17 protein-coding genes are annotated in these 22,089 nt (G+C 71.0%); 8 read left to right on the top strand and 9 right to left on the bottom strand.

Features of this window, described 5'->3' with window-relative positions:
* Positions 1-30: 30 nt before the first annotated feature.
* Positions 31-1,884: an adenylyl cyclase gene (locus ACFOW4_RS09115; protein ID WP_377526235.1), complete on the bottom strand. Its 1,854-nt coding sequence runs from the start codon at positions 1,882-1,884 to the stop codon at positions 31-33.
* Positions 1,885-2,069: 185 nt separating this feature from the next.
* On the opposite strand from ACFOW4_RS09115, the gene ACFOW4_RS09110 reads away from it, so the two are divergent.
* Together ACFOW4_RS09110 and ACFOW4_RS09105 are read left to right on the top strand one after the other, a co-directional pair.
* Complete coding sequence (locus ACFOW4_RS09110) at positions 2,070-2,702, top strand: GyrI-like domain-containing protein (protein ID WP_377526234.1); 633 nt, start codon at positions 2,070-2,072, stop codon at positions 2,700-2,702.
* Positions 2,703-2,776: 74 nt separating this feature from the next.
* A complete protein-coding gene (locus ACFOW4_RS09105) occupies positions 2,777-3,379 on the top strand; it encodes a class I SAM-dependent methyltransferase (RefSeq protein ID WP_377526272.1) in 603 nt (200 codons plus the stop codon).
* An 18-nt stretch (positions 3,380-3,397) separates the two neighbouring features.
* On the opposite strand, the gene ACFOW4_RS09100 is transcribed toward ACFOW4_RS09105, so the two are convergent.
* Positions 3,398-4,474, bottom strand: coding sequence for a GlxA family transcriptional regulator (locus ACFOW4_RS09100; protein WP_377526232.1), 1,077 nt, complete (start codon positions 4,472-4,474; stop codon positions 3,398-3,400).
* A gap of 227 nt (positions 4,475-4,701) precedes the next feature.
* On the opposite strand from ACFOW4_RS09100, the gene ACFOW4_RS09095 reads away from it, so the two are divergent.
* Positions 4,702-5,340: an HD domain-containing protein gene (locus ACFOW4_RS09095; protein WP_377526231.1), complete on the top strand. Its 639-nt coding sequence runs from the start codon at positions 4,702-4,704 to the stop codon at positions 5,338-5,340.
* Positions 5,341-5,424: 84 nt separating this feature from the next.
* Complete coding sequence (locus ACFOW4_RS09090) at positions 5,425-6,684, top strand: nucleotide disphospho-sugar-binding domain-containing protein (protein ID WP_377526229.1); 1,260 nt, start codon at positions 5,425-5,427, stop codon at positions 6,682-6,684.
* A gap of 13 nt (positions 6,685-6,697) precedes the next feature.
* On the opposite strand, the gene ACFOW4_RS09085 is transcribed toward ACFOW4_RS09090, so the two are convergent.
* From ACFOW4_RS09085 to ACFOW4_RS09075, 3 genes are all read right to left on the bottom strand, one after another.
* Entirely contained in the window at positions 6,698-9,088 is a 2,391-nt protein-coding gene (locus ACFOW4_RS09085; RefSeq protein ID WP_377526228.1) for a discoidin domain-containing protein, read from the bottom strand.
* A 388-nt stretch (positions 9,089-9,476) separates the two neighbouring features.
* Positions 9,477-10,148 carry a DinB family protein gene (locus ACFOW4_RS09080; protein ID WP_377526226.1) on the bottom strand — a complete coding sequence of 224 codons (672 nt, stop codon included), beginning with the start codon at positions 10,146-10,148 and terminating at the stop codon, positions 9,477-9,479.
* 34 nt (positions 10,149-10,182) lie between these two features.
* Complete coding sequence (locus ACFOW4_RS09075) at positions 10,183-10,938, bottom strand: alpha/beta fold hydrolase (RefSeq protein ID WP_377526225.1); 756 nt, start codon at positions 10,936-10,938, stop codon at positions 10,183-10,185.
* Between the two features lie 68 nt (positions 10,939-11,006).
* On the opposite strand from ACFOW4_RS09075, the gene ACFOW4_RS09070 reads away from it, so the two are divergent.
* Positions 11,007-14,081: a BTAD domain-containing putative transcriptional regulator gene (locus tag ACFOW4_RS09070; RefSeq protein ID WP_377526271.1), complete on the top strand. Its 3,075-nt coding sequence runs from the start codon at positions 11,007-11,009 to the stop codon at positions 14,079-14,081.
* On the opposite strand, the gene ACFOW4_RS09065 is transcribed toward ACFOW4_RS09070, so the two are convergent.
* The 3 genes from ACFOW4_RS09065 to ACFOW4_RS09055 all read right to left on the bottom strand — a co-directional run bounded on the left by ACFOW4_RS09065 (position 14,047) and on the right by ACFOW4_RS09055 (position 16,075).
* On the bottom strand, positions 14,047-14,601 hold the full coding sequence (locus ACFOW4_RS09065) for a dihydrofolate reductase family protein (protein ID WP_377526223.1): 555 nt from the start codon (positions 14,599-14,601) through the stop codon (positions 14,047-14,049). The two genes, ACFOW4_RS09070 and ACFOW4_RS09065, sit on opposite strands and share 35 nt — an antisense overlap.
* A gap of 91 nt (positions 14,602-14,692) precedes the next feature.
* The gene (locus ACFOW4_RS09060; RefSeq protein WP_377526222.1) at positions 14,693-15,232 is read right to left on the bottom strand and encodes a hypothetical protein; all 540 of its coding nucleotides are present in this window, start codon (positions 15,230-15,232) and stop codon (positions 14,693-14,695) included.
* A gap of 144 nt (positions 15,233-15,376) precedes the next feature.
* Positions 15,377-16,075: a YdcF family protein gene (locus ACFOW4_RS09055; RefSeq protein WP_377526269.1), complete on the bottom strand. Its 699-nt coding sequence runs from the start codon at positions 16,073-16,075 to the stop codon at positions 15,377-15,379.
* A 34-nt stretch (positions 16,076-16,109) separates the two neighbouring features.
* Between ACFOW4_RS09055 and ACFOW4_RS09050 the strand changes: the two genes are divergently transcribed.
* Complete coding sequence (locus tag ACFOW4_RS09050) at positions 16,110-16,736, top strand: GNAT family N-acetyltransferase (protein WP_377526220.1); 627 nt, start codon at positions 16,110-16,112, stop codon at positions 16,734-16,736.
* Here ACFOW4_RS09050 and ACFOW4_RS09045 read toward each other — a convergent pair.
* A complete protein-coding gene (locus ACFOW4_RS09045) occupies positions 16,728-16,910 on the bottom strand; it encodes an AI-2E family transporter (RefSeq protein WP_377526268.1) in 183 nt (60 codons plus the stop codon). The two genes, ACFOW4_RS09050 and ACFOW4_RS09045, sit on opposite strands and share 9 nt — an antisense overlap.
* 236 nt (positions 16,911-17,146) lie before the next feature.
* Here ACFOW4_RS09045 and ACFOW4_RS09040 point away from each other — a divergent pair, with 236 nt between their 5' ends.
* Positions 17,147-19,039 (top strand): hypothetical protein, encoded by a 1,893-nt coding sequence (locus ACFOW4_RS09040; RefSeq protein ID WP_377526219.1) that lies wholly within the window; start codon positions 17,147-17,149, stop codon positions 19,037-19,039.
* An 8-nt stretch (positions 19,040-19,047) separates the two neighbouring features.
* Positions 19,048-21,924: an ATP-binding protein gene (locus ACFOW4_RS09035; RefSeq protein WP_377526217.1), complete on the top strand. Its 2,877-nt coding sequence runs from the start codon at positions 19,048-19,050 to the stop codon at positions 21,922-21,924.
* Positions 21,925-22,089 lie beyond the last annotated feature (165 nt).

The raw sequence follows: 22,089 nt of genomic DNA, 5'->3' as shown, positions 1-22,089 counted from the left end.
CCTTGCCGGCTCCGACCCACGCTGGACGCCTTACGGGGTCGGATACTCCGTGACGTAGACCGGCGCGCCGACGCGCGTCGTGTCGGCCGCTTCGCCCACGCCGTTGACGACGTGGTCGATGGTGCCGGCGCTGAGGTTGACGGTCATGATGTGGTGCAGCCGGACCCCCGGCGTGACCGGGACCTCGAAGCCGTTCTCGGTGTGGATCGACGGGTTGTTCTGGTTGAACACGTAGACCCCGCCGCCGTACAGGGTGTGGTGCTTCACCCGATCGCCCACCTTGTAGCCGGCGAAGCCCTCGACCGGGCCGTTCATCCAGTCGGCCTGCGTCGGCGGGTCGTACGGCAGCTCGTTCTGGTACAGGATGGTGGTGCCGTACTCGCCGTTCCAGACCGTGTTGTAGCGCTGGAAGTGCTCGACGAACAGGCCGGTGGCCGTCACGTGGTCGCCGTTGATGACGGCGCCGTAGCGACCGGTGTTGGTGCGCCAGCGGTCGGTGTCGCCGTTGACGCCCTCGGTGAAGCCCTCGAGGCCGTGGTCTCCGCGCCAGACCCAGGTGTGGTCGATGAGGACGTGGTCGCTGTTGACCTCGAGCGCGATGTTGGCCTTGCCGACGTGCGGTCCCCCCAACCGGAAGTACACGTCGGACAGCGTGATCGGGTTGGTCGGGGTGCTGGCGTTGCGGCCGTGCTTGCGGCCGACGCGCAGCAGAACCGGCGACTCGGTGGCGCCGGCGTCGATGGTGACGCCGGCGACGACCGCCCCGGGTACGCCGGCGACGTCGAGCGGGACGGCGCCGTCGACCGCGGTGAGCGTGGCGTGCCCGATGCCGAGGACCACGGTGTCCGGGCGCCGGACCTCGATGCTGCGCGCGACGTCGTACACGCCGGGGGTGAGCAGCAGGTGCTTGCCCCGGGCGAGCTGGCTGTTGATGACGTGCACCGGGTCGGACGGCTTGGCGATGAAGAAGTCGCGGATCGGTATGGTCCGGCCCACCGTCATGCCGTCGGCCCAGGAGACGCCACGGGTGTCGCGCTGAGCGGCGGGCACCCGGACGTTGTAGCGGCCCTGGGCGTCGACGAAGAGGTACGGCTTCTCCCGGCTCAGGGGGGTGGTCTGCAGGGTCGTGTACGGCGGGTTGGGGAAACCGACGTCGTCGGGGGCGCCCTCGACCCCGGCGAACACCTGGTTCCACACGCCGTTGGACCAGCCGGCGATCTCGCTGTTACGGGTGAGCCACTGCTGCTGCGAGCCGTTGGTGGTGGCGGGCAGCCGCGAGTCGGCGATGAAGCCACCGCTGGCGAACTGCGGGCCCGCGGTGCAGTAATCCATCAGCGACAGTCCGCCGCCGTTGATGTCGAGGCGACGCATCGACACGGCCTGGGACACCGCCCAGAAGTTCGCCGACGACCGGCAGCCGTCCTGGCCCGCAGCGTTGATGGTGAGCGACAGGTTGGACAGGGTGCGCCAGAAGTTGACAAGCGCGAGGCAGTTGCTCGTGCCGCCGTCGGCCAGGCAGCGGTTGTAGACCTCGATCTTGCCGTTGACCCTGACGTCGGTGGGTGTGGCGCCCAGGCCGGAAACCTCGGTGTAGTAGCCGACCTTGGCCTGCAACGGTTGCCCGGCGGTGCCGTAGCTGCCCGGCTTGAACAGGTACGCGTGCCGCTCGGTGCCCATCTCGTTGTCGACCTGCCGGGCGTGCGCCGCGTCGAGCGTCGCCTGGATCTCGGCGGTGGGCATGCTCGGGTCGAAGATCGTGACGTTGGGGCCGAAGTCCGGTGTGTCGTACGTCGGCGGGCCGGCGGTGGCGGCCGTGCCGGTCATGGTGACGGCGGTCGTCAGCGCGAGACCGAGCACGAGCGTGCGGCCGGGTCGCCGACGCATCACACGGGGCTGATTTGTCATCTGGTTCGTCCTCCCCGCTGGCCCGGATCAGACGCCGGACGCAGCTGAACTGTGAGAGCGCTCTCTTTCTACCCCGGATATCGGCTGTACGCCATATTCAGCCTCGCTTCGGTGTCGCCCGGCCCGCCGCGCCGCCGCGCTGCCGGGGATGCGAGGGTCGGTGGATGACGACCAAGATTGACTTCAAGAAGGCCCTCGACACCTATCAGGCTCCACGGGGCCGGTTCCGGGTCGTTCACGTGCCCGACCTGCGCTACCTCATGATCGACGGCCGCGGCGACCCCAACACCTCACCCGCGTTCACCTCGGCGGTCGAGGCGCTCTATCCGGTGGCGTACAAGCTGAAGTTCGCCAGCAGGACAGACCTCAAGCGTGACTACGTCGTCCCGCCGCTCGAAGGCCTGTGGTGGGCCGAGGACATGGATTCCTTCACCTCTGCGCGCGACAAGTCGCGGTGGAACTGGACGCTGCTGCTCATGGTGCCGGAATGGATCACCGAGGCCATGGTCAGCGCCGCGGTCGAGCAGGCCGGGGTGAAGAAGCAGCCGGCGCGTCTCGAGGACGTCCGCCTGGAGACGCTGTCCGAGGGGTTGTGCGTGCAGACGCTGCATGTCGGTTCCTTCGACGACGAAGCAGACGTACTCGCGGACATGCATCGCACGTTCATCCCCGGCCAGGGGTTCCAGATGGCGGGCACCCACCACGAGATCTACCTCAGCGACTTCCGCAGAGTCGCGCCCGACAAGCAGCGCACGATCCTCAGGCAGCCGGTCACCTCGGCCACACCCGTTGCGTAGACGGTGCGTCCACTCGCGCTGATACCGGGTCGGCTCGGCGGAATCCGAGAGCTCGTATAGTCGTGGCGGTGCACATGGACCAGGTCCGGCAGGCATACGCGTCCGTCGCTGAGCTCTACATCGAGCTGTTCGGTACGAGCCAGCAGGTCCACGCCGACGACCTCGCGTTCATCGAGCGACATCTGGCGGGCCGACCTGGCACGGTGCTCGATCTGGGCTGCGGACCCGGCCACATCACCGGTCACCTTCGCTCGCTCGGCGTCGACGCCACCGGAATCGACATGGTCCCCGAGTTCATCGCCCATGCGCGGGCGGCCCATCCGAGCGGTAGCTACCAGCTCGGGACGATGGAGGACCTCGCGGTTGCCGACCATTCCATCGCCGGCATCCTGGCCTGGGGCTCGTTGATCCACCTGCCGCCGGAAGATCTCGACGGCGTGCTCGCTGAGTTCCGGCGAGTGCTGGCCCCGTCCGGAACGTTGGTGGTTGCTCTCTTCGTGGGTGACGAGGTCGCCGCCTTCGACCACAAGGTCGTGACCGCCTATCGCTGGCCCGTCGACGAGTTCTCCGAGCGACTGGCACGAGCCGGCTTCACGGAGATCGAGCGCCTGCAGCGGCCCGGCGACCGCACCCATCGGCCGCACGCCGCCATCGCGGCAGACGCCACCGACGAGTGAGCTGAGCCGGCGAGCCCCCTAACCCGCGGTGGCGCGGCGGGCCGTGCTGAACCGGCGTTGGTAGGCGGCAGGGCTGATCGACAGCTTCCTGGCGAAGACCCGTCGCATGCTCTCGTAGCTGGGGAACCCGGCGAGGGTCGCGGCCTGCGTGGCGGTGTGTCCCTGGTCAAGCAGTGCCCTGGCCAGGTCGAACCGGATGTTCTCCACGTAGCGGGCCGGTGTCGTGGACAGCTCGTCGTGGAAGAGCCGGGTGAGGTGCCGCGTGCTCACGTTGAGGTGTTTCGCGAGTTCGCCGAGCGAGTGGTCGCCGCGGGGGTTCGCCGTCACCAGGTCGGTGATCCGGCGCAGAGCCGGCGAGCGGGGCGGCGGTCCCTGCAGCGGCGCCGAGAACTGGGACTGGCCGCCGGCACGCTGCATGTACACCACCAGGGCGCGCGCGACGTCGCGCGCCAGGCCGGGCCCGTGGTCCTCCTCGACGAGAGCGAGCGCCAGGTCGATGCCGGCCGTCACCCCTGCCGACGTGTACGTGGTGCCGTCGCGGACGTAGATCGCGTCGGGCTCGACGCGGCACGTCGGATACCGGGCGGCAAGCTCGTGGGCGACCTGCCAGTGCGTGGTCGCGCGCTTGCCGTCGAGGACGCCGGCGGCGGCGAGGACGAACGCCCCGGTGCAGATGGACGCGACCCGGCCGGCCGCGGCGGCCGGTATCCGTGCGGCGTCCGCCAGGTCGGCGGGGACACGGACGCGGGGATAGAGGTCGGACCCGGCCACCAGCAACGTGTCGACGGCCGGCTCCGAGGAGACGGCGCCGTCGACCGCGATCCGGACCCCGAGGCTCGACGTGACCTCCGCACCGGACGGCGACAGCAGCATGATCCGGTAGTCGGCACCGAAACGGTTGGCCTCCTTGAACACCTCCGCGGGACCGGCGACGTCCAGCAACGTCACTCCGTCGAATACGAAGATCGCGACGCGGTGGGGACCCGCGTTCACCACGTCGGTCCTGTCGAGCCGGATCCGTCCGGTGAGCGGCCGGACCCTGGTGGCACTGACCGCCGTCGGGTCGGCGAAACAGCAGGCTGCGACACCGCTCATTGGTAGCACGCCAATAACGGGGAGGACGGGAAACCTTCGTGGGCGGGTTATGCACGTCACGACCGTTACCGGTAAGGACGGGACTCGGGCGGGCGCTCGACCGCGATGGCGCCCGTCCGGATATGGGTGATTCCTGGCCGGTCGAGGGCGGCGGCGTACGACGATCGGTGGGCAGCATGGAGGGTGGCTAAGGCAGTCCGCGCACGTTCACCGAGAGGTCAGAGATCATGCCAGAGGTCGTCGCGGGGTTGGAGATTCCTGAGACGGCGGCGGTCGCCGAAGCGACCAGGCGCATCCAGGAGACGACCAGCCCCCTCATTTACCACCACTCCCGACGGGTCTTCTTCTTCGGCCAGATTCACGCGCGCAAGCTTGGCGTGGCACCGGACCCGGAGCTGCTCTACCTGGCGGCCATGTTCCACGACACCGGGCTCCTGACTCCCTTTTCCGACGTCGAGCAGCGCTTCGAAGTCGATGGCGCCGACCACGCGCGCAAGTTCCTCCTGGACCAGGGCTTCTCGAAGGACGCCGCCGATACCGTCTGGACGGCGATCGCGCTGCACACCACGCCCGGCATCCCCGACCGGATGGGCCCGGAAATCGCGACCACGTACCTCGGTGTCCTGACCGACGTGCGCGGCCTCGGCCTGGACGAAATGAACCACGATCAGCTGGATGAGATCCTCGCCGTCCATCCGCGAGGAGACTTCAAGAACGGTTTCCTGCGGGCGTACGTCGACGGGCTGAAGGACCGCCCCGAGACCACGAACGGCACCGTGAACTCCGACGTGCTCGAACACTTCATCCCCGGCTTCCAGCGCGTGACGACGGTCGAGCGCATGCTCGGTGCGCCCTGGCCGAGCTGATCGGACATCGGCTGGTACGGATATCGACACGGGGAGCCTCGATTGGCCAAGGTGATAGTGGGAGCCACTCCCTTTCAGGGGCACGTGAGCCCGGTCCTCACGGTCGCGGCGGACCTGGTCCGGCGTGGCCACGAGGTGGTCGTGTACACCGGAGCCCGGTTCGAGGAACGCGCTCTGGCGATCGGAGCGCGGTTCCAGGCTCTGCCTGCGGAAGCCGATCTCGACGACCGGAGGTTGGACGCCCTCTTTCCGGTGCGGGCCACGGTGCCGCCAGGGCCGGCGCAGTTGTCGTTCGACTTCGAGCACTTCTTCCTCGGTCAACTGCCCGCGCAGGTGCGGGGTCTACGGGCGCTGCTGGCGACGTTCCCGGCCGATGTGGTGCTCGGCGAGCTGGGGTTCTGGTCGATACCGGTGCTCAGCCTCTCCGCGGCGCCGGAGGAACGCCCGACGCTCGTGACGCTGGGCTCTGTCCCCCTGCTGATCCAGAGCGAGGACACTCCCGCGTTCGGCCCCGGCATCCTGCCGACACCGGGCGAGGAGGCCCGCGCCCGCAACCGAGCGATGAATGCCGAGGTGCGCCAGGTCTTCGCCGAGCTGCAGAGCTTCGGCGAGGCGACGCTGGAGTCGTTGGGCGTGACGATGCCCGATTACCTCTTCGATGTGCCCTTCCGCCGTACGGACCACTACCTGCAGCTCACCGTGCCCGGCTTCGAGTACCCCCGCGGCGACCTGCCGGAGCACCTGCGGTTCGTCGGTGCGCTTCCTCCGGCCCCCAGCGGCGACTACGTGGAGCCGGCATGGTGGCACGAGCTGTCGGCCGGCCGGCCGGTGGTGGTCGTCACCCAGGGAACCGTCGCCAACACCGATCTGCACGAACTGCTCATCCCCACGGTGTGCGCCCTCGCCGACCTCGACGTCCTCGTGGTGGCCGCCACCGCGCGCGAGGACGGGCCCGACCTGGTACGTCAGGCCCTGGCCGACGTGCCGGACAACGTGCGGCTGGCCAGCTTCGTACCGTTCGACCGGCTGCTGCCACACGCCGACGCGTTGGTCACCAACGGCGGCTACGGCGGGGTGCAGACCGCCCTGTACCACGGTGTGCCGCTGGTGGTCGCCGGTGCCAGCGAGGACAAGCCGGAGGTCGCCGCCCGCGTCGAGTGGAGCGGCACCGGCCTCAACCTGCGCACCAGCACGCCGGCGGCGACCGAGGTACGCGCCGCGGTGCGGACGGTGCTGCGCGACCCGGGCTACCGCTCCCGCGCCGGCATGCTGGCCAAGGAGATCGGCCAGTACGACCCGTTCGCGGCGATCGCCGAGATCGTCGAGGTGGCCGCCCGCCGCTGATGGCGGCGACCGGTCAGGCGGCGTACACCTCCAGTTCGGACAGTTGCCCCGCCGGCCAGCCGGTGTTGCCGGTGACGGTGATCCGCACGTACCTGGTCTGCCGGGCGCTGAAGGAGAGGGTGACCTGGTTGCCGGTGGCCGGGTCGAAGGTGCGGCCGCCGGCGGCGACGACGGTGGCGAAGGTGGCCCCGTCGGCGCTGCCCTGCACCGCCAGGGTTTGCGTCCGGCTGGCCCAGGCCGTCGAGGGCGGTAGCTTGAGCACCACCCGCCCGACCGTGCTCGACGCACCCAGGTCGACCTGCACCCACTGCGGGAACGCGCTGTTGGCGCTCTCCCAGTAGCTGCCGGCGTCGCCGTCGACGACGTTTCCCGAGGCGTAGCCCTGGACGTGGCTGCTTTCGGCGGTCGGGCGGCCCCGGGCCAGGTTCGCGGCGGCCGGGGGCTCGGTAGTGGCCGTGACGGCGTTCGAGGAGGCCGAGGTGTTCCCGGCGGTGTCCCGCGCGGTGACGGTGAAGGTGTACGCGGTCGAGGGGCTGAGCCCGCTCACGGTCGCCGTCGTCCCGGTGACGGTCGCGACCACCGTGCCGCCCTGGCGGACCTGGTAGCCGGCCACCCCCACGTCGTCGACCGAGGCCGTCCAGGCCAGGGACACGCTGCTGGCCGTCCGCCCGGTCACGCTCAGGCTGCCGGGCGCGGTGGGTGGGGTGTCGGGCTGCCCGGTCGCGGCGTAGACCTCCACCTGGGCGAGCTGTCCGGCCGGCCAGGCGGTGTTCGCGCTGACGGCCAGCCGGACGTACCGGGCGGCGGTGCCCGGCAGGGCGATCGTGACGGTGTTGCCGGTCGCCGGGTCGAAGGCCCGTCCGGCCGCCGGGGCGATGGTGGCGTACGAGGCGCCGTCGGCGCTGCCCTGCACGGCGATGGTCTGGGTACGCGCCGGCCAGCCGGCGGGTAGCCGCAGCACGATCCGGCCGACGCCGTAGCTCGCCCCCAGGTCGACCTGCCACCACTGGGGGAAGGAGCCGTTGACGCTCTCCCAGTAGCTGGCGAGGTTGGCGTCCACCGCGTTCGCCGCAGGGTAGGGGCCGTTCTGGCTGCTCGCCGCGGTGGGTCGCCCGGCTGCGAGGTTTCCGCCGGGCGTCGGGGGCGGCCCGCCGACCACCGGCGGGGTGGGCCGTACGGGGGTGAGGGCGAGCTGGCCCTTGAGCATCCGGCCGCCGTCGGCGGTGATCCGCAGGTAGTAGTCGGCGGAGCAGGCAACGCCGTCCTCGTCCAGCGCCCGGATGCCCACGCCGGACGGGCTGGTGGCCTGCGTCTCGGCCGTCTTGGCGATCTGGTTGCCCTCGTTGAACTCGTCGAACATCGACACGTACAGCCCCTGCGCGCCGAGGCGGATCATGTTGTATAGGTGTCGCCAGTAGAAGTCGCCGTGCCGGCGGTGCCCCGCGGAGAGGTCGCCGGGCATCACGCACGGTTGGTAGTCGATGCCGCGCGCCGCGCAGTCCGCCTGGTCGGGGACGTTGACGTTGGTGTAGTAGGAGTCGAGTTCGTCAAGCGTCCGGGCGCGGCCGACCATCCACGGCGAGATCATGTGGAAGGCGTGGTAGACGTCGAGGAAGCCGGGTCGGGAGTCGTTGATGCTCTGCCGCCAGTGGGTGGGCACGCCGCCGATGACGTAGCAGCCCTGGGCCTTGAACCAGTTGACCACCTCCAGGCAGGGCGCCGGGGCGAACGGCCGGCCCGGGTCGTCGAAACCGAAGCCCCAGATGCAGACGACCGGCTTGCCGTTCTGTCGCGCGTACGCGGTGGAGGCGGTGTGCGCCGACATCTTCGTCGTCCAGTCGGTCTTCAGCTCCGCCTGCATGTTCGTCCAGCCGGTGACGTCGTACATGAGGTAGAACTTGCGGCCGTGGCGCTCGGCGGCGGAGCGCACCTTCTGCGCCATCGCGTCGCGGGTCGGCCCCTCGTCGCCGAACGGGTTGAACCGCTGCAACGCCGCGGTGTCGCAGCCGTACTCCTGCATCCACCGGAAGTGGGTGTCCACGGTCTGCTGGTCGTAGGAGGAGAAGAGGGTGGCCGGCTGACCGTTGCCGAGCTGCGGATAGGCCGTCGGGTAGCCGTGGGTGTACTCGCGCATGTCCGGCCAGGACACGATGGTCGTGTTCGTCGGCGAGGGCGGCTGGAACCGGTCGCGACTCCAGTGCCACCAGCCGCCGATCGGCGCGGAGTCGCCCGGGCAGCTGAACCAGCCCTGGTAGCCGACGCTGACCTTGCCGACCACGTCGCCGGGTGGGCTGGCGGCCCGGGCCGGCGTGCCCAGGGCGGTGAACAGCTCGGTGGTGGAGGCGGCGGCGAGGGCGGAGCCCGCCACCACCGATCTGACGAAACCACGACGCGAGACCGACATGACGGGCGCTCCTTCGGGACGGGAAGGCATCGACGGTCATCGTCGCAGTACCGAACACGTGAGCGCAAGAATACGACTGAGCGCCGAAATTAACCGCGTGATCGGAGAAGGATCTGGCCGAACCGGCGGCCCGGTAGGCCCAGGCCCACCCCCGATCGGCGAACCAGCCCCACTGCGTCCCACGCCTGTCTCGGACGTCGACGAGAACGATCTCGGCTTCGGCGTCGGCGGCATGGAACGGGTGGCCGTGTTTCCTCTGTGGGGCTGGACCGTCGCCCTCGGCGCACGGCTGTGGGTCGGTGCGGCTCAGGACGCCTCGAGCCGGGCCAGGTCGCGCAGCGCGTAGCGGCGATGCGCGCAGTGCTCGCGGAACACCACCCGCAGGCAGTCAGCGACCGAACGCGACTCCACACCCCAGACCGGGGCGGGCGCGGCGCTGCGCCAGCTCGGCGTCGGTGACCGTCGCGACGGCCGCGCCCACCTGCGCACACCGCTCGCCGTAGAGCGCCAGCACCTCGGCGTACGACGGTGTGGCGGCCAGGTCGATGCCCAGCTCCGGCGTGGCCCGCGCCGGGTAGTCGGTGGGCGGCAGGGCCAGCCGGTGGCACGGCGTCGGCTCGTCGCGAACCATCCGACCGACCCAGGTGTCCACGGCGAACACCAGGTGTCGCAGCGTCTCGACGAACGACCACTCGCCGTCGACCCGCTCGTGGCGGGCGGTCTCAGGCAGCCGCTCGGCCTGGGCGATCGTGCCCGACCAGAGCCGCACGGTCGTGTCCCACATCGCCCGGAAGTCGTCGGCGGACCGCATCGCCCGCAACCGCACCCGCTCCGGATGCCGTCGATCGAGCTCGGCCGCGACGAGCGCGGTGACGTCGACGTCGCCTACGACCACCCGGCCAGCCTGTCCACCATGGCCGGACACGAGCAGGTCGGCGACCTCCGACGCGACGATCCGGACCCCGGTCAGGTCGCAGTCGCGAAACGTCGCGCCGCTGAGATCGACACCGGTGAAGGTCGCACCGCGAAACGCACCGGTGTCCGTCTGCTCCCCCGTCATCGCGCCATTGTCCACCGCCGGGAATCCGGCCCGGTCAGCCCTCGTCGAGGAACTCGTCGATCATCGGAGCCAACCAGCCGGCGCGGTACGGGATGCCGGTGTGGGTGGTGCCGGGCAGGATGGCCAGCCGGCAGGCCGGCACGCCGGTCAGGTCCCCCGGCACCGCGCCGCCGAGCAGGCGGAACATGGCCACGGCGTGTTCGGGCTGCACGATGTCCGCGTCGCCCAGCACGATCATGGTCGGCGCGCAGAGCGCGCGGATCTGCTCGGGCGTCCACCGGGGCAGGTTGGCGTCCAGCACCTTCATCTTGGTGACCAGGTTGGCCCAGCCCGCCGGGTCCGGGGCGGTGCGCAGGTACTCCTCGTGGAACTCCGAACCGTGCAGGTGCTCCGGCTGGAGGTCCTGGATGCCGTCGAGCAGTCCCGGGTGCAGGCCCGCGTCGTCGAAGCTCACCGAGGCGAGCACCAGCCGTCCGACCCGGTCGGCGTGGTCGGTGCCGAGCCGCAGCGCGACCGCCGCACCCATGCTCCAGCCGAACACGTCCACCCGCTCGACGCCGAGGCGGTCGAGCAGCGCGATCACATCGGTCGCGAAACTCTCCACAGTCAGGGGGCGGTCGACGTCGGGGGTGTGCCCGTGCGCCTGCAACTCCACGGCGATCACCCGCCGGGTCTTCGCCAGGCTCGGCAGGATCGTGCCGAACGAGGTGCCGATGCCGGAGAGCGCGCCGTGGACCAGTACGACCGGGCGGCCCGCACCGTTGCCATGTTCCTCGTGGTAAATGTCCATGCCCCCACGGTGCGCCCGGGCACTTACGGTCCCCTTCAGCTCGGCTTACCGCCGCTAGGATGAGCGCCGTGCGATTCCGGGTGCTCGGTCCGCTCTCCGTCGACACCGACGCGGGTGAGCCGGTCGTCGTGCCCGGCGCCAAGGTACGCATGCTCCTGGCCGACCTGCTGGCCAACCGCAACCAGGTGGTCTCCGCCGATCGCCTGATCGACGACCTGTGGGGCGACGACGCGCCGGCCAATCCCGCCGGCGCCCTCCAGGTCCGGGTGTCCCAGCTGCGCAGGGCGCTCAACGACGCCGAGCCCGGCGCCCGCGACCTGATCGAGTCCCGACCGCCCGGTTACCTGCTACGCGCCGACGACGTGGACGCCGACCGCTTCGCCGAGCTGGCCGGCGCCACCGACGTCGACCGGCTGACCGCGGCGCTCGCGCTGTGGCGCGGCGAGGCGTACGCCGACGTGGCCGACGCCGAGTTCGCCCGCGCGGAGGCGACCCGGCTGGCCGAGCAGCGGCTGGTCGTGCACGAGCGGCTGGCCGAGGCCCGGCTGGCCCGCGGCGAACACGACCTGGTCGCGGCGGACCTCGCCGAGCTGGTCGGTCGGTATCCGCTGCGCGAGGGCCTGCGCGCGGTGCAGATGCGGGCGCTGTACGCGGCCGGTCGCCAGTCGGAGGCCCTGGACAGCTACGCCGACCTGCGCGACCACCTCGCCGACGAGCTGGGCCTGGACCCGGGGCCGGAACTGGTCGCCCTGCACCGAAGGATCCTCGCGCAGGACGACGGCCTCAGCGCCCCGCCGAAGGCGGCGATCATCCGCAACAGCCTGCCGGCGCAGCTCGACGAGCTGGTCGGTCGGGCCGAGGCGCTGGCCGAACTGCGCGCCCTGCTGCCCCGACGACGGTTGGTCACCTTGATCGGGCCCGGCGGTGTCGGCAAGACCCGGCTGGCCACCGAGGCCGCCCGGGCGCTGCCCCTGCCCGACGGCGCCCATCTGGTCGAGCTGGCCCCACTGCCGTCCGGTGATCCACGCATCGCCGAGCAGGTGCTCGACACGCTCGACCTGCGCGAGACCGCCGGCGCCAGCGTGTCCGCCATGGACCGGCTCTGCTCCGCGCTCCGGCAGCGGCACCTGCTGCTCGTCCTGGACAACTGCGAGCACGTGATCGAGTCGGTCGCCGCGGTGGTGGCCCGGCTCCTGCGGGACGCGCCCGAGGTGACCGTGCTGGCCACCAGCCGGGAGCCGCTCGGGCTCACCGGCGAACTGCTCTGGGAGGTGCCGCCGCTGGCCCTGCCGCAGGACAGCGCGCTCGACGCGGTCCGGCGCTCGGCCGCAGCCCGGCTCTTCGCCGCCCGCGCCGCAGCCCAGCAGCGCGGGTTCCGGCTCGACGAGCGGACCGCTCCCGTCGTGGCCCAGCTCTGCCGCCGGCTGGACGGCCTGCCGTTGGCCCTGGAACTGGCCGCCACCCGGGTCCGCGCGCTCGGCGTGCAGGGCGTGGTGGACCGGCTCGACGACCGCTTCCGGCTGCTCAGCACCCAGCAGCGGGACGTGCCGCCACGGCAGCGGACGCTGACCGCGGTGATCGGCTGGAGCTGGGATCTGCTCGACGACGCCGATCGCGCGGTGCTGGCCCGGCTGGCGGTGTTCGGCGACGGCTGCACCCCGGAGGCCGCCGAGTTCGTGTGCCAGGCCGATCTCGACGCGCTGGCCCGGCTGGTGGACCGTTCACTGGTGGTGCTGGACGACTCCGGCGCCCGCCCGCGTTACCGGCTGCTCGAGTCGGTCGCCGCGTTCTGCCTCGACCGTCTCGATGATGCCGACGAGGTACGGGCGCGGCACGCCGCGTACTACACCGAGCTGGCCGAACGCGCCGACCCGCAGCTGCGCGGTCCCGACCAGAAGCGCTGGCTGGCCCTGCTCGACGCCGAGACGGCGAACCTGCGCTCGGCGCTGGTGCACGGCGGCGGGCTGCGGCTGGCCATGGCGCTGAGCTGGTACTGGTACCTGCGGGGCCGACTCACCGAGGCGCGGCTGGCCCTCGCGACGCCCGGTGACCCGGCGTGGGAGGCTCGTGCCGCGCCCTGGCGGACGGGTTTCGCGCTCCTGCAGGGCGACCCGATCCCGCCGGCCGACGTCCGCGCCGCCCTGGCCGGGACCACCGACGCCCGGGCCGCCTGGTTCGCGGCGAACGCGGTGCTCGAGACCAGTGACCTGCCGCTGGCGTCGGAGCTGCTGCCCGCCGCCGTCGCCGATCCGTGGACCGAGGCCGCGGTGCTCAGCTCCCGGGCGATGATCGCGCACGCCAGCGGTGACCTGGTCGCGCTGGAGAGCGCCGCGACCCGCAGCGCGGCGCTCTTCGCCGAGCTGGGCGACCGGTGGGGCAGGCTCCAGGCGAGCGACTGGGTGGGTGGGCTGGTCGAGATGCGCGGCGAGTACGAGCGGGCGGCCGACCTGCACCGGGAGGGGCTGCGCTGGGCCGAGGAGCTGGGGCTGTGGCCGCACGTGTGCGGCAAACTGTCCTGGCTGGCCTGGCTCGCGGTGCAGACCCGTGACTACGCGCAGGGCCGGGAGCTGGCCGAGCGCGCGTACCACCTGGCGGTGGAGCAGGGCTCACCGAGCGCGGTCGTCTTCGCGGAGCTCGGCCTCGGCTTCGCCGCCCGCCGTGACGGCAAGCTCGACGTGGCCACCCTCCACCTCACCCGCCTCGCCGAGCAGGGGCGCAGCGAGACACACCCCGCGCTCTACCTGCCGATGGTCCTGGTGGAGCTGGGCTACGCGGCCGAGCAGGGCGGCGACCCGGCGGCCGGGCTGGCCCTGCACGTCGAAGCGTTCGAGGCCACCGAGGCGATGGGCGCTCCGCGCGACGGGGCCTTCGCCCTGGAGGGGATGGCGTCCGCGGTGGGCTCGCCCGAGGTCGCGGCCCGGCTGCTCGGAGCCGCGGCCGCCGCCCGACTGGCCAGCGCCGCTCCCGTCGCCCCGGCGGAGCGCGACGAGACCGATCGGGTGACCGATCGGGTGCTCGCCGCGCTGGGCCGGGAACGCTTCGACGCGCTCGTCGCCGAGGGCACGCGGCTGAGCCCGGGCGAGGCCCGGGCCCAGCTCTGCTCGCAGGTCAGCTCGCCGACGCGGGCCGGTAGGAAGCGATGATCACGCCGCTCTTGTGCACCCGGGTGTCGATCAGCTCGAACGACGCCTTGAACTCGGTCAGCGGGGTGGTCAGGTTGGCCCCGCCCTCCAGCACCGGGTGGATCCAGAACCGGACCTCGTCCACCAGGCCGGCCTTGACCAGCTGGGCGGTGACCGAGCCGTAGCCGTACTGGATGATGTCGTTGCCCTCCTGGGCCTTGAGCTTGGCGACCGCCTCGACCAGGTCCCCCTGGAGCACCTCCGTGTTGTTCCAGGTGGGGTTGGTCAGAGTGGTCGAGGCGACGTACTTCTTGACGTTGTTGAAGTACGCCGCGCCGGTGCTCGGGTCGCTCTCGTCCATCTGCGGCCAGGCCTGGGAGAAGCCGTCGTAGGTGGCCCGGCCCATCAGCAGCGCGTCGGCGGCCTCGGTCTGCGAGCCGGCGAAGGCGGCGGCCTCGTCGTCGAAGTACGGCGCGGTCCACATCGGGTTCTCGATGATGCCGTCGAGGGTGATGTAGGTCGAGTTGATGAGCTTGCGCATCGGAATCTCCTGGATGTCGTGGTCCGTGGTGACACCCAGAACATTGGCCGAGGCCGCTTACGATCCGCTTCAGGTCGGCTTGCGCCCCCGGTCAGTCCCCCGGTTGCGGATCAGTCAGGGGAATCGGCAACGCCTCGGCCGCCCCAACGCCGCCCGCGGAGTGCGCCGGTGGCGGACGATCGACGCCACGGCTGTGCAGTCGCCCGCGACCCGCCGAACCGGCGCGTCGGGTCACCTCGACGGTCACCATCCGCACCGGCGGCGGTGGCGTGGTGAAGCGCCCGGTGCCCCAGCGCACCCAGATCGGGATCCGCCCGGCCTCCGCCTCCGCCAGCAACTTCTGCACCGTACGGGCCCGGTCGGTGCGGTCCACCTCCAGCACGACCGGTGGACCGTCCGGGCGGGCGCACGCCACGTCCAGAACCGAGTGCCGCTGCTCCAACGGCGGCGGCAGGGGCAGGACGCTGGGCGCGCGCCGGTACACCCGCCAGCCCTGGGCCTGCGCCCAGCGCGCCACCGACTCGATCACCCGCGTGGTGACCTCGTCGGCGGTAAGGTCAGCGAAGGTCAACTCGTCCAGCCAACGGGTCAGGTCGGCGGCCAGCCGCTCGCCGTCCTCCGCGCCCGCCACGCGCGCAGGATATCGCCTCGGCGCGGTCGCGGTGACGTGCCGGGTGGGAGATCCACTCGACCTCCTGCAAGTCGGGGCATCCCGGCGCTCCAACACCCCGACTTCATGAAACCGAGTTCGGCGGTCGCCTGGCGGCCTGCCGGGTCACTGGCTCGTCGTGGCACCGGGCGACGGGCGCACCGGCGTCGGCCGGGCGTCGCTCAGCAGGGGCTGGCTCCACAGCCACCGCAGGTACCGCCGCAGCTGCTCGCCCGTGGCAACCCAGCCCTCGTCCTGATAGGTGAGGATGCGTTTGACCTCCCCGGGCACCAGGTCGTAGGCGGTCGCCCCGGTTTCCGGCACGGGCGTGTCCGGGGATACGGCCACCGGGACCGGAATGACCGGGAGGCGCATGCCCCTGATGTCGAACGCCCGGAGCACGGTGAGGTAGGCCCGAGGCAGGTGGTAGGGAGACACGATGAGCGCGAGGCTTTCGATGCCGAGGTCCCGCGCCTGTTCGGCGATCCACGCGGCTTGCAGGCCCGTGTTGGGAGCTGGCTCGGCCTGGAGGCGGACACCCTCGGTGCGGTGCAGGCCGAGACCGCGCAGGTAGTCCCAGCTGATCTCGACGTAGGTGTGCTCGGCCGGGTTTCCGTTCGCCAGCAGAAGGTGTCGCAGGTGCGGGTTGGCCTCCCAGTTGCCGATCGCGTGGCTGAGCCGCCATTCTTCGCCTTGGCCGGTGGCCACGACCAGCGCGTCGACGTGGTCGGCGGCCGACTGGGGAAGGGTCAGGATCATCGTGAGGGCTGCCATCACGTCCAGGAACTGACCGGCAGTGCAGCCGGCGAGGTCCCCCTCCCCCATGACACGAGCTTCCACGAGCGGCATCATGACGGGCATGTCGTTGATCGGCAATGAGGATGTCCAGATCATCCCGGCCAACGAGGCGTCGTGGGACGACCTGCAGGCTGTCCTCGGCACCGCCGATGCCGGCCGGTGCCAGTGCCAGTGGTTCAAGTTCGGCGGTTGGCTGTGGCGGGCATCCACGCAGGAGGAGCGCGTCGCCGGGTTCCGGGAGCAGACCGGCTGCGGCGACCCGGACGCCACGAGCACCAGCGGCCTGGTCGCGTACCTTGACGGTCAGCCGGTGGGGTGGGTCGCGGTGGAACCGCGGACGGCGTACCCGAAGCTGCGCAACCAGCGGGTGCCCTGGAGCGGCCGCGACGAGGACCGGGACGACGGCGGCGTCTGGGCGGTGACCTGTCTCGTGGTGCGCAAGGGGTACCGGGGGCGCGGCCTCACCTATCCCCTGGCCCGGGCCGCCGCCGACTTCGCCCGGGAACGTGGGGCGCGGGCGGTCGAGGCGTACCCGATGATCGCCGATCCGGCCAAGCCGATCACCTGGGGCGAGGCCCACGTGGGGGTCCGTCAGGTCTTCGAGGACGCCGGGTTTGTGGAGGTCAGCCACCCGACGTTGCGGCGGGTGGTCATGCGGATCGACTTTGCCGGCGACCGGTCAGCTTGACGTCGCGGTGAGGGAGTGGGTGAACGCGGCCAGCGACGCGACGACCGCGCCCAGGGTCGCGCCCACCAGCGGGATCAGGTCGGCGAGGCCCACGAACAACGCGATCAGGCCGGCGTACGGGACGCCGAGCAGCGCCAGCACCCCGTAGGTCAGGGCGCCGCAGATCACGCTGATCAGCAGGTTGCCTCAGGAACGAATTCCACAAATCCCGACCTGGCGCCACCCTAAACAGTCCACTGTATCGAGCGGTGTACCGTGCCCACGTCCGTGTCCGGTAACCACCGGTCGTGCAGGACGGCGGGAACCCGTCGGCAATCACCGTGATCGCGGCTCAGCCGACGCCCCGCCGTCGGCCGTCATCGGACATGATCGGCAACGTTCGGGCACGGGCAGCAGACCGGAGGGACGACATGCGGGAGCTGGGTTCTGAGACGGCAACGGCGGACGAGTTGCGCCAACGTCTGTTCCGGCCGGCCGAACGTTGGGGCTGGGCGTACTCCGCGCCCGCGCCGGTGGCCGTTCACCCGGAAGCCGCCCGACCCCCGGTCTTCCAGCAGATCTACGTGGCGCCCGATTACCTTTTCCGGCAGAAACGGAGCAAGCGCGCGTGGCTGGGTCTGCTCGGCTTCCTCTTCCTCACCTTCTGGGCGGTGGTGTGTGCCGGCTCGGCGCTGCGGCCGCTGCCGCTGGCGGCGAAGTGGGTCACGTCGCTGATCCTGATCGTCGGGGTCGTTCTGTCGGTGACGCGGTTCATCCTTGTCCGGCGCCGGTTCAAGGTGCTCAAGCGGACCTACGACACCCAGCACCGCGCCGCGTCCGAGGGGTACGAACAGGCGCGTGCCGACTGGGAGCAGCGGATTTCCGAGCACAACCAACGTGAGTACACCCGGTATCACTCGACGATGTTGTGGCATCCGCTGCGGGCGAACCCGAACGCCAGCAGGGTCGACGTCTTCGGCGGCACCGAGGACGGCTGGGCAAGCCTGCTCGCGACCACCGGCACCGCCGCACTGGCGGCCGGGTCGTCGATGTTCATCCTGGACTTCAGTGAACAGGCCGTCGCGGACAATCTCGTCGTGCTGGCTGCCGAGCAGGGACAGCCCGTCGCGGTGCACGAGCTGCCGCCGGATCTGTCGGTGCTGAATCTGCTCGGCGATCTCCAGGCCGCCGAGCTGGCCGAACTGATCGCCGAGGCGGTCCACAGCTTGCAGCGGCCCGCTCTCGGCGGTGATCTGCGCGGGCTGCACGCCGATCTGCTCACGGCGGTCGCCCTGCGCCTGACCGGGCCGGTGACGTTCACCCGGCTGCATGCCGGTGTGCAGGTCCTGCGTCGAGTGCATGAGGTCACGTCGGCATCCGTGCTCACTGCGGACGAGATTCGAGCGCTGAACTCGTACGTGGACGTCGCCGGGAGCACCGAACAGGCGCGTAACGAGTTGCAGGCGCTCGACGGCGCGTTGAACCTGATCGCGCAGGAAGAGCAGGCGGCGGGCGAAGGCGTCGACGTGCGGGGCTTCGAGTCGGCGTGGCCGGCGCGTGGGCTCTCGGTCGTCGCCACCACCTCCAAGGTCCGGCGCCGCAAGCAGTTCCTCGACTACATCGTGTTCTATCGGACCCTTCGCGACCTGCAGAACCGGCACGCGGGCGGTCGGGAGATCCTGGTCGTCGCCGGTGCCGACCGGGTCGGGCTGGATGCGCTCGAAACGATGACCCGGCAGGCCCGTCGGGTCGGAGTGCGGCTGATCTTCCTGCTCGAACACCTCCGCGACGACCTGCAGAAGCTACTCGGTGGTTCGGACAGCGTCACGATCTTGATGCGGCTGGGCAACGGCGCCGAGGCTGCGGCGGCGGCGGAGTTCATCGGGCGAGGCCACCGGTTCGTGCTCTCCCAGCTGACCGAGCAGGTCGGCAGGACCTTCACCTCGGGAAGCGCGTCGTCGGTCGGGGAATCATCCGGCACGTCGACGAGCCGTGGCTACAGCTCGGGCAGCAGCTTCTCCTCCGGAGGCGACGGTCGATCGTCGTCCTCCTCCACGTCCGGCTACAGCCGGAGCACGACCCGGGAGAGGTCGCAGAACTGGTCGGAGACGGTGAACCAGTCTGCGGCGGACTCGACCACCACCGGCAGCACTCAAGCGCGCGTGTATGAGTACACAGTCGAGCCGACCACGCTGCAGAGTCTCGCGCCGACGGCCTTCGTACTGGTGGAAATGGGGATGGCCGGACGGCGGGTGATTGCGGGTGACTGCAATCCGGGCATCGTCCTACTCGACCGGGTCGCCATCGAGTCGACGCCGAACTGAGCGCCGCGATGTCGGTACTCGAGGGATTCAACTTCTACCAGGTTGTCACCACGCCCCGTGGCGACGACCTCGCGTCCGGTGTCGACCGCCCCAGCGAGGACGGCGGTCGGGTGCCGGCCCAGCTGTTCGCGGCTCTGACCGCCGCCCATGCCGACCTGCGCCATCGTGGCTCGGATGCGGCGTTTGCCGTGGCCTGGGATCGAATCGGCGGGCAGCGCCGGATCCGGGTGCTGCTCGGGGGACGTCCGCATTTCCCGCCAGTGACGGCAGGGGCGGCATCGGTGCCCGCCGGGCAGGTACCCGTCCTCTACCCACCCGGCAGCATCGCCGTGGGAGTGGACGCGGCACACCTCGCCCGGCAGTGGGGCTCGTTGCCGTCGTGGACCAGGTGCGCAGGTCGCCCTGATCCGTTGTGGTCAGCCGAGTCCGACCGGGGCGGAGCGCGCCCGAACCGCGGCGGGTTCGACGATTACGTGGCTCACCTGCCGGGTGACTTCTCCTGGCTCGTCGTCGCAGAACCCCAGGACACCGACAGCGTCGAGCGGGAACTTCTCAGCCTCGAAACCAGCATTCCGCGGCTGCGGCAGCGGGAGAACTCGGAGCCGGACCGGATCGCGCTGCTGCGTGCGGAAGGTCGGTACCGGGAGTTGGCCCGTGCTCAGCCGGCCGGGCTGTGGACGGTGCACGTACTGATCGGCGGCCCCGACGAGGCGAGTACGCGGGCAGCGGCGGCGCTGTTGTGCAGCGCGAGCGAGCTCGACACGTTGCCTTACGTGCTGACGCCCGGGTCGGTCTGCGCGGGGTTCGCCGAGGTGTGGGAGAAGCCGCTGGACGGGACGCCAGGGTCGCCGCAGTCACCGTTCTCGGCGACGGCCGAGTTCGTGGCGGCGGTGGCGCGCCCGCCCCGTCGCGAGCTGCCCGGGATCCGCCTGGTCGAGCCGCCGCTGTTCGACGTGACCCCGGAAACCGAGGGACAGGTACCGCTCGGTGTCGTGCTCGACGACGCCGATCAGCCGGTCGGCGAGTTCAGCCTCGCGCTGGGCACCCTCAACCGGCACACCTTCGTCGCCGGGGCCACCGGGTCGGGCAAGTCACAGACCGTGCGGCACCTGCTGACCGGCCTGCACCGGGCCAACGTGCCGTGGCTCGTGATCGAACCCGCCAAGGCCGAGTACGCCGCCATGGCCGGCCGGCTCGGGCCTGCCGGGCAGGTCACGGTCATCCGCCCGGGTGACCCCGACGTGTTCCCGGCAGGGCTGAACCCCCTGGAGCCCGAACCGGGGTTCCCGCTGCAGACGCACCTCGACCTCACCCGGGCGCTCTTCATGGCCGCCTTCGACGCCGAGGAGCCCTTCCCGCAGGTGCTGGCCCAGGCTCTGAGCCTGTGCTACACCGAGCTCGGCTGGGACACGGTGACCGGCAAGGTCCGTAGGCCTGCCGTCGGGTCGAGGTATCCAAGCCTCGGGGACCTCCAGGCCGCCGCTGTCGAAGTGGTCAAGGGCATCGGCTACGGCAAGGAGGTGTCGGACAACGTCCGCGGGTTCGTCGACGTGCGGATCGGCTCGCTCCGGCTGGGCACACCGGGCCGGTTCTTCGAGGGCGGGCACCCGCTGGACATCGCCGACCTGTTGACCCGCAACGTGGTGGTGGAGATCGAGGACATCGGATCCGACGCCGACAAGGCGTTCTTCATCGGAGCCGTACTGATCCGGTTGTTCGAGCATCTCCGGGTGCGCCACCGCGCGGGCGCGTCCGGCCTGCGGCACGTGATCGTACTCGAAGAGGCCCACCGCCTGCTCAAACGCGCCGAGCCCGGCAGCCCGACCGAACACGCCGTGGAACTGTTCACCTCACTGCTCGCGGAAATCCGCGCGTACGGCGAGGGCATCGTCGTCGCTGAGCAGATCCCCGGCAAGATCGTGCCGGACGTCGTGAAGAACACTGCCTGCAAGATCCTGCACCGGCTACCGGCGCAGGACGACCGGGACACCGTCGGCGCCACCATGAACCTGAGCGAGGCACAATCCCGGCACGTCGTCACCCTGCCGCCGGGCCGGGCCGCGGTGTTCACCGACGGAATGGACCGGCCGGTCCGCATCGGCATCCCACTGGGAGAGGCGGCCGAGGATCCGGCGGGTGTTTCGAAGTCCCCGGCGATCACGAGCCGGCGCAGCCCCGTGTGCGGTTCGCTGTGTCAGATCGAGCCCTGCACACTGCAGCAACTCACCGACGCGGTGTACGCCGCAGACGACGACGCCCGGCTGGTGCTGTGGATCGAACTGCTCACGGTCGCGCACATCGCCGGCCGTCCGATCCCGACCCCGGATGCGGCGTGGACCGCCGGGCTGCACGAGAGATTCACCCCTCGAGAGCTGGAATGCGCGGTTGCCCATCGGATCCAGGTCGCTGTTGACGCCCGGTTCCGGGGCATAACCGAATACAACACGGCCGCCGATTTCAGCGACCACCTCGCGGGGAGTGCCCGGGCCACCCTGGCCGGTCGTAGACCCGAATGCGACATCCGGGATCGCCGGTGGCAGGCCGGCACATACCGGTGGCGGGACGTCCAGGTGGCGCTGAAGCGGGTGACCGTACCGGACGAGCAGCCCCATCCAGACACGGCGTCCTGGGCAGCGCGGGGTCTCGACCTGCCCGGCCGAACGAGGGCAGCGCAGTTCACCGCGCTGAAGAGTCGCCCCGACTACTGGCGGAACGACGACGGGACCGTTCTCGGCACGATCACGCCGCCGCTGTTCGAGGTCGCCGCGCGTCGGCTCAGCAACGAGGACGATCCGGTCGAGCGGTTCAGGGCGGCGACGACGTTCCTGAACCTCGGCTCCTGGGCGCCGTACGTGCTACGTATCGGCCAGAACCGCCGAGCCTGACGGACCGGCGAGGGGAGACGGAACATGAACGAAACCAGCAACGAATCCGCGGAAGCACTGCCGCCCGCTGACACCGGAGGCGACGACGACGCTGCCGGGAGCGACGACCGCGCAGACTCCAGCGCGGACGGCCCGCAGGAGGCCCCCGACGAGGGCGACGACGAC

The sequence above is a fragment of the Micromonospora sp. GCM10011542 genome (assembly GCF_042650685.1).
GTDB lineage: Bacteria > Actinomycetota > Actinomycetes > Mycobacteriales > Micromonosporaceae > Micromonospora.
This window is presented reverse-complemented; position numbering and strand designations above follow the sequence as displayed.

Coding starts and splice junctions, on each gene's coding strand:
- ACFOW4_RS09115 (WP_377526235.1), bottom strand. CDS start 1,884: ATGCGTCGGCGACCCGGCCGCACGCTCGTGCTCGGTCTCGCGCTGACG.
- ACFOW4_RS09110 (WP_377526234.1), top strand. CDS start 2,070: ATGACGACCAAGATTGACTTCAAGAAGGCCCTCGACACCTATCAGGCT.
- ACFOW4_RS09105 (WP_377526272.1), top strand. CDS start 2,777: ATGGACCAGGTCCGGCAGGCATACGCGTCCGTCGCTGAGCTCTACATC.
- ACFOW4_RS09100 (WP_377526232.1), bottom strand. CDS start 4,474: ATGAGCGGTGTCGCAGCCTGCTGTTTCGCCGACCCGACGGCGGTCAGT.
- ACFOW4_RS09095 (WP_377526231.1), top strand. CDS start 4,702: ATGCCAGAGGTCGTCGCGGGGTTGGAGATTCCTGAGACGGCGGCGGTC.
- ACFOW4_RS09085 (WP_377526228.1), bottom strand. CDS start 9,088: ATGTCGGTCTCGCGTCGTGGTTTCGTCAGATCGGTGGTGGCGGGCTCC.
- ACFOW4_RS09080 (WP_377526226.1), bottom strand. CDS start 10,148: ATGACGGGGGAGCAGACGGACACCGGTGCGTTTCGCGGTGCGACCTTC.
- ACFOW4_RS09075 (WP_377526225.1), bottom strand. CDS start 10,938: ATGGACATTTACCACGAGGAACATGGCAACGGTGCGGGCCGCCCGGTC.
- ACFOW4_RS09065 (WP_377526223.1), bottom strand. CDS start 14,601: ATGCGCAAGCTCATCAACTCGACCTACATCACCCTCGACGGCATCATC.
- ACFOW4_RS09055 (WP_377526269.1), bottom strand. CDS start 16,075: ATGGGGGAGGGGGACCTCGCCGGCTGCACTGCCGGTCAGTTCCTGGAC.
- ACFOW4_RS09050 (WP_377526220.1), top strand. CDS start 16,110: ATGTCGTTGATCGGCAATGAGGATGTCCAGATCATCCCGGCCAACGAG.
- ACFOW4_RS09040 (WP_377526219.1), top strand. CDS start 17,147: ATGCGGGAGCTGGGTTCTGAGACGGCAACGGCGGACGAGTTGCGCCAA.
- ACFOW4_RS09035 (WP_377526217.1), top strand. CDS start 19,048: ATGTCGGTACTCGAGGGATTCAACTTCTACCAGGTTGTCACCACGCCC.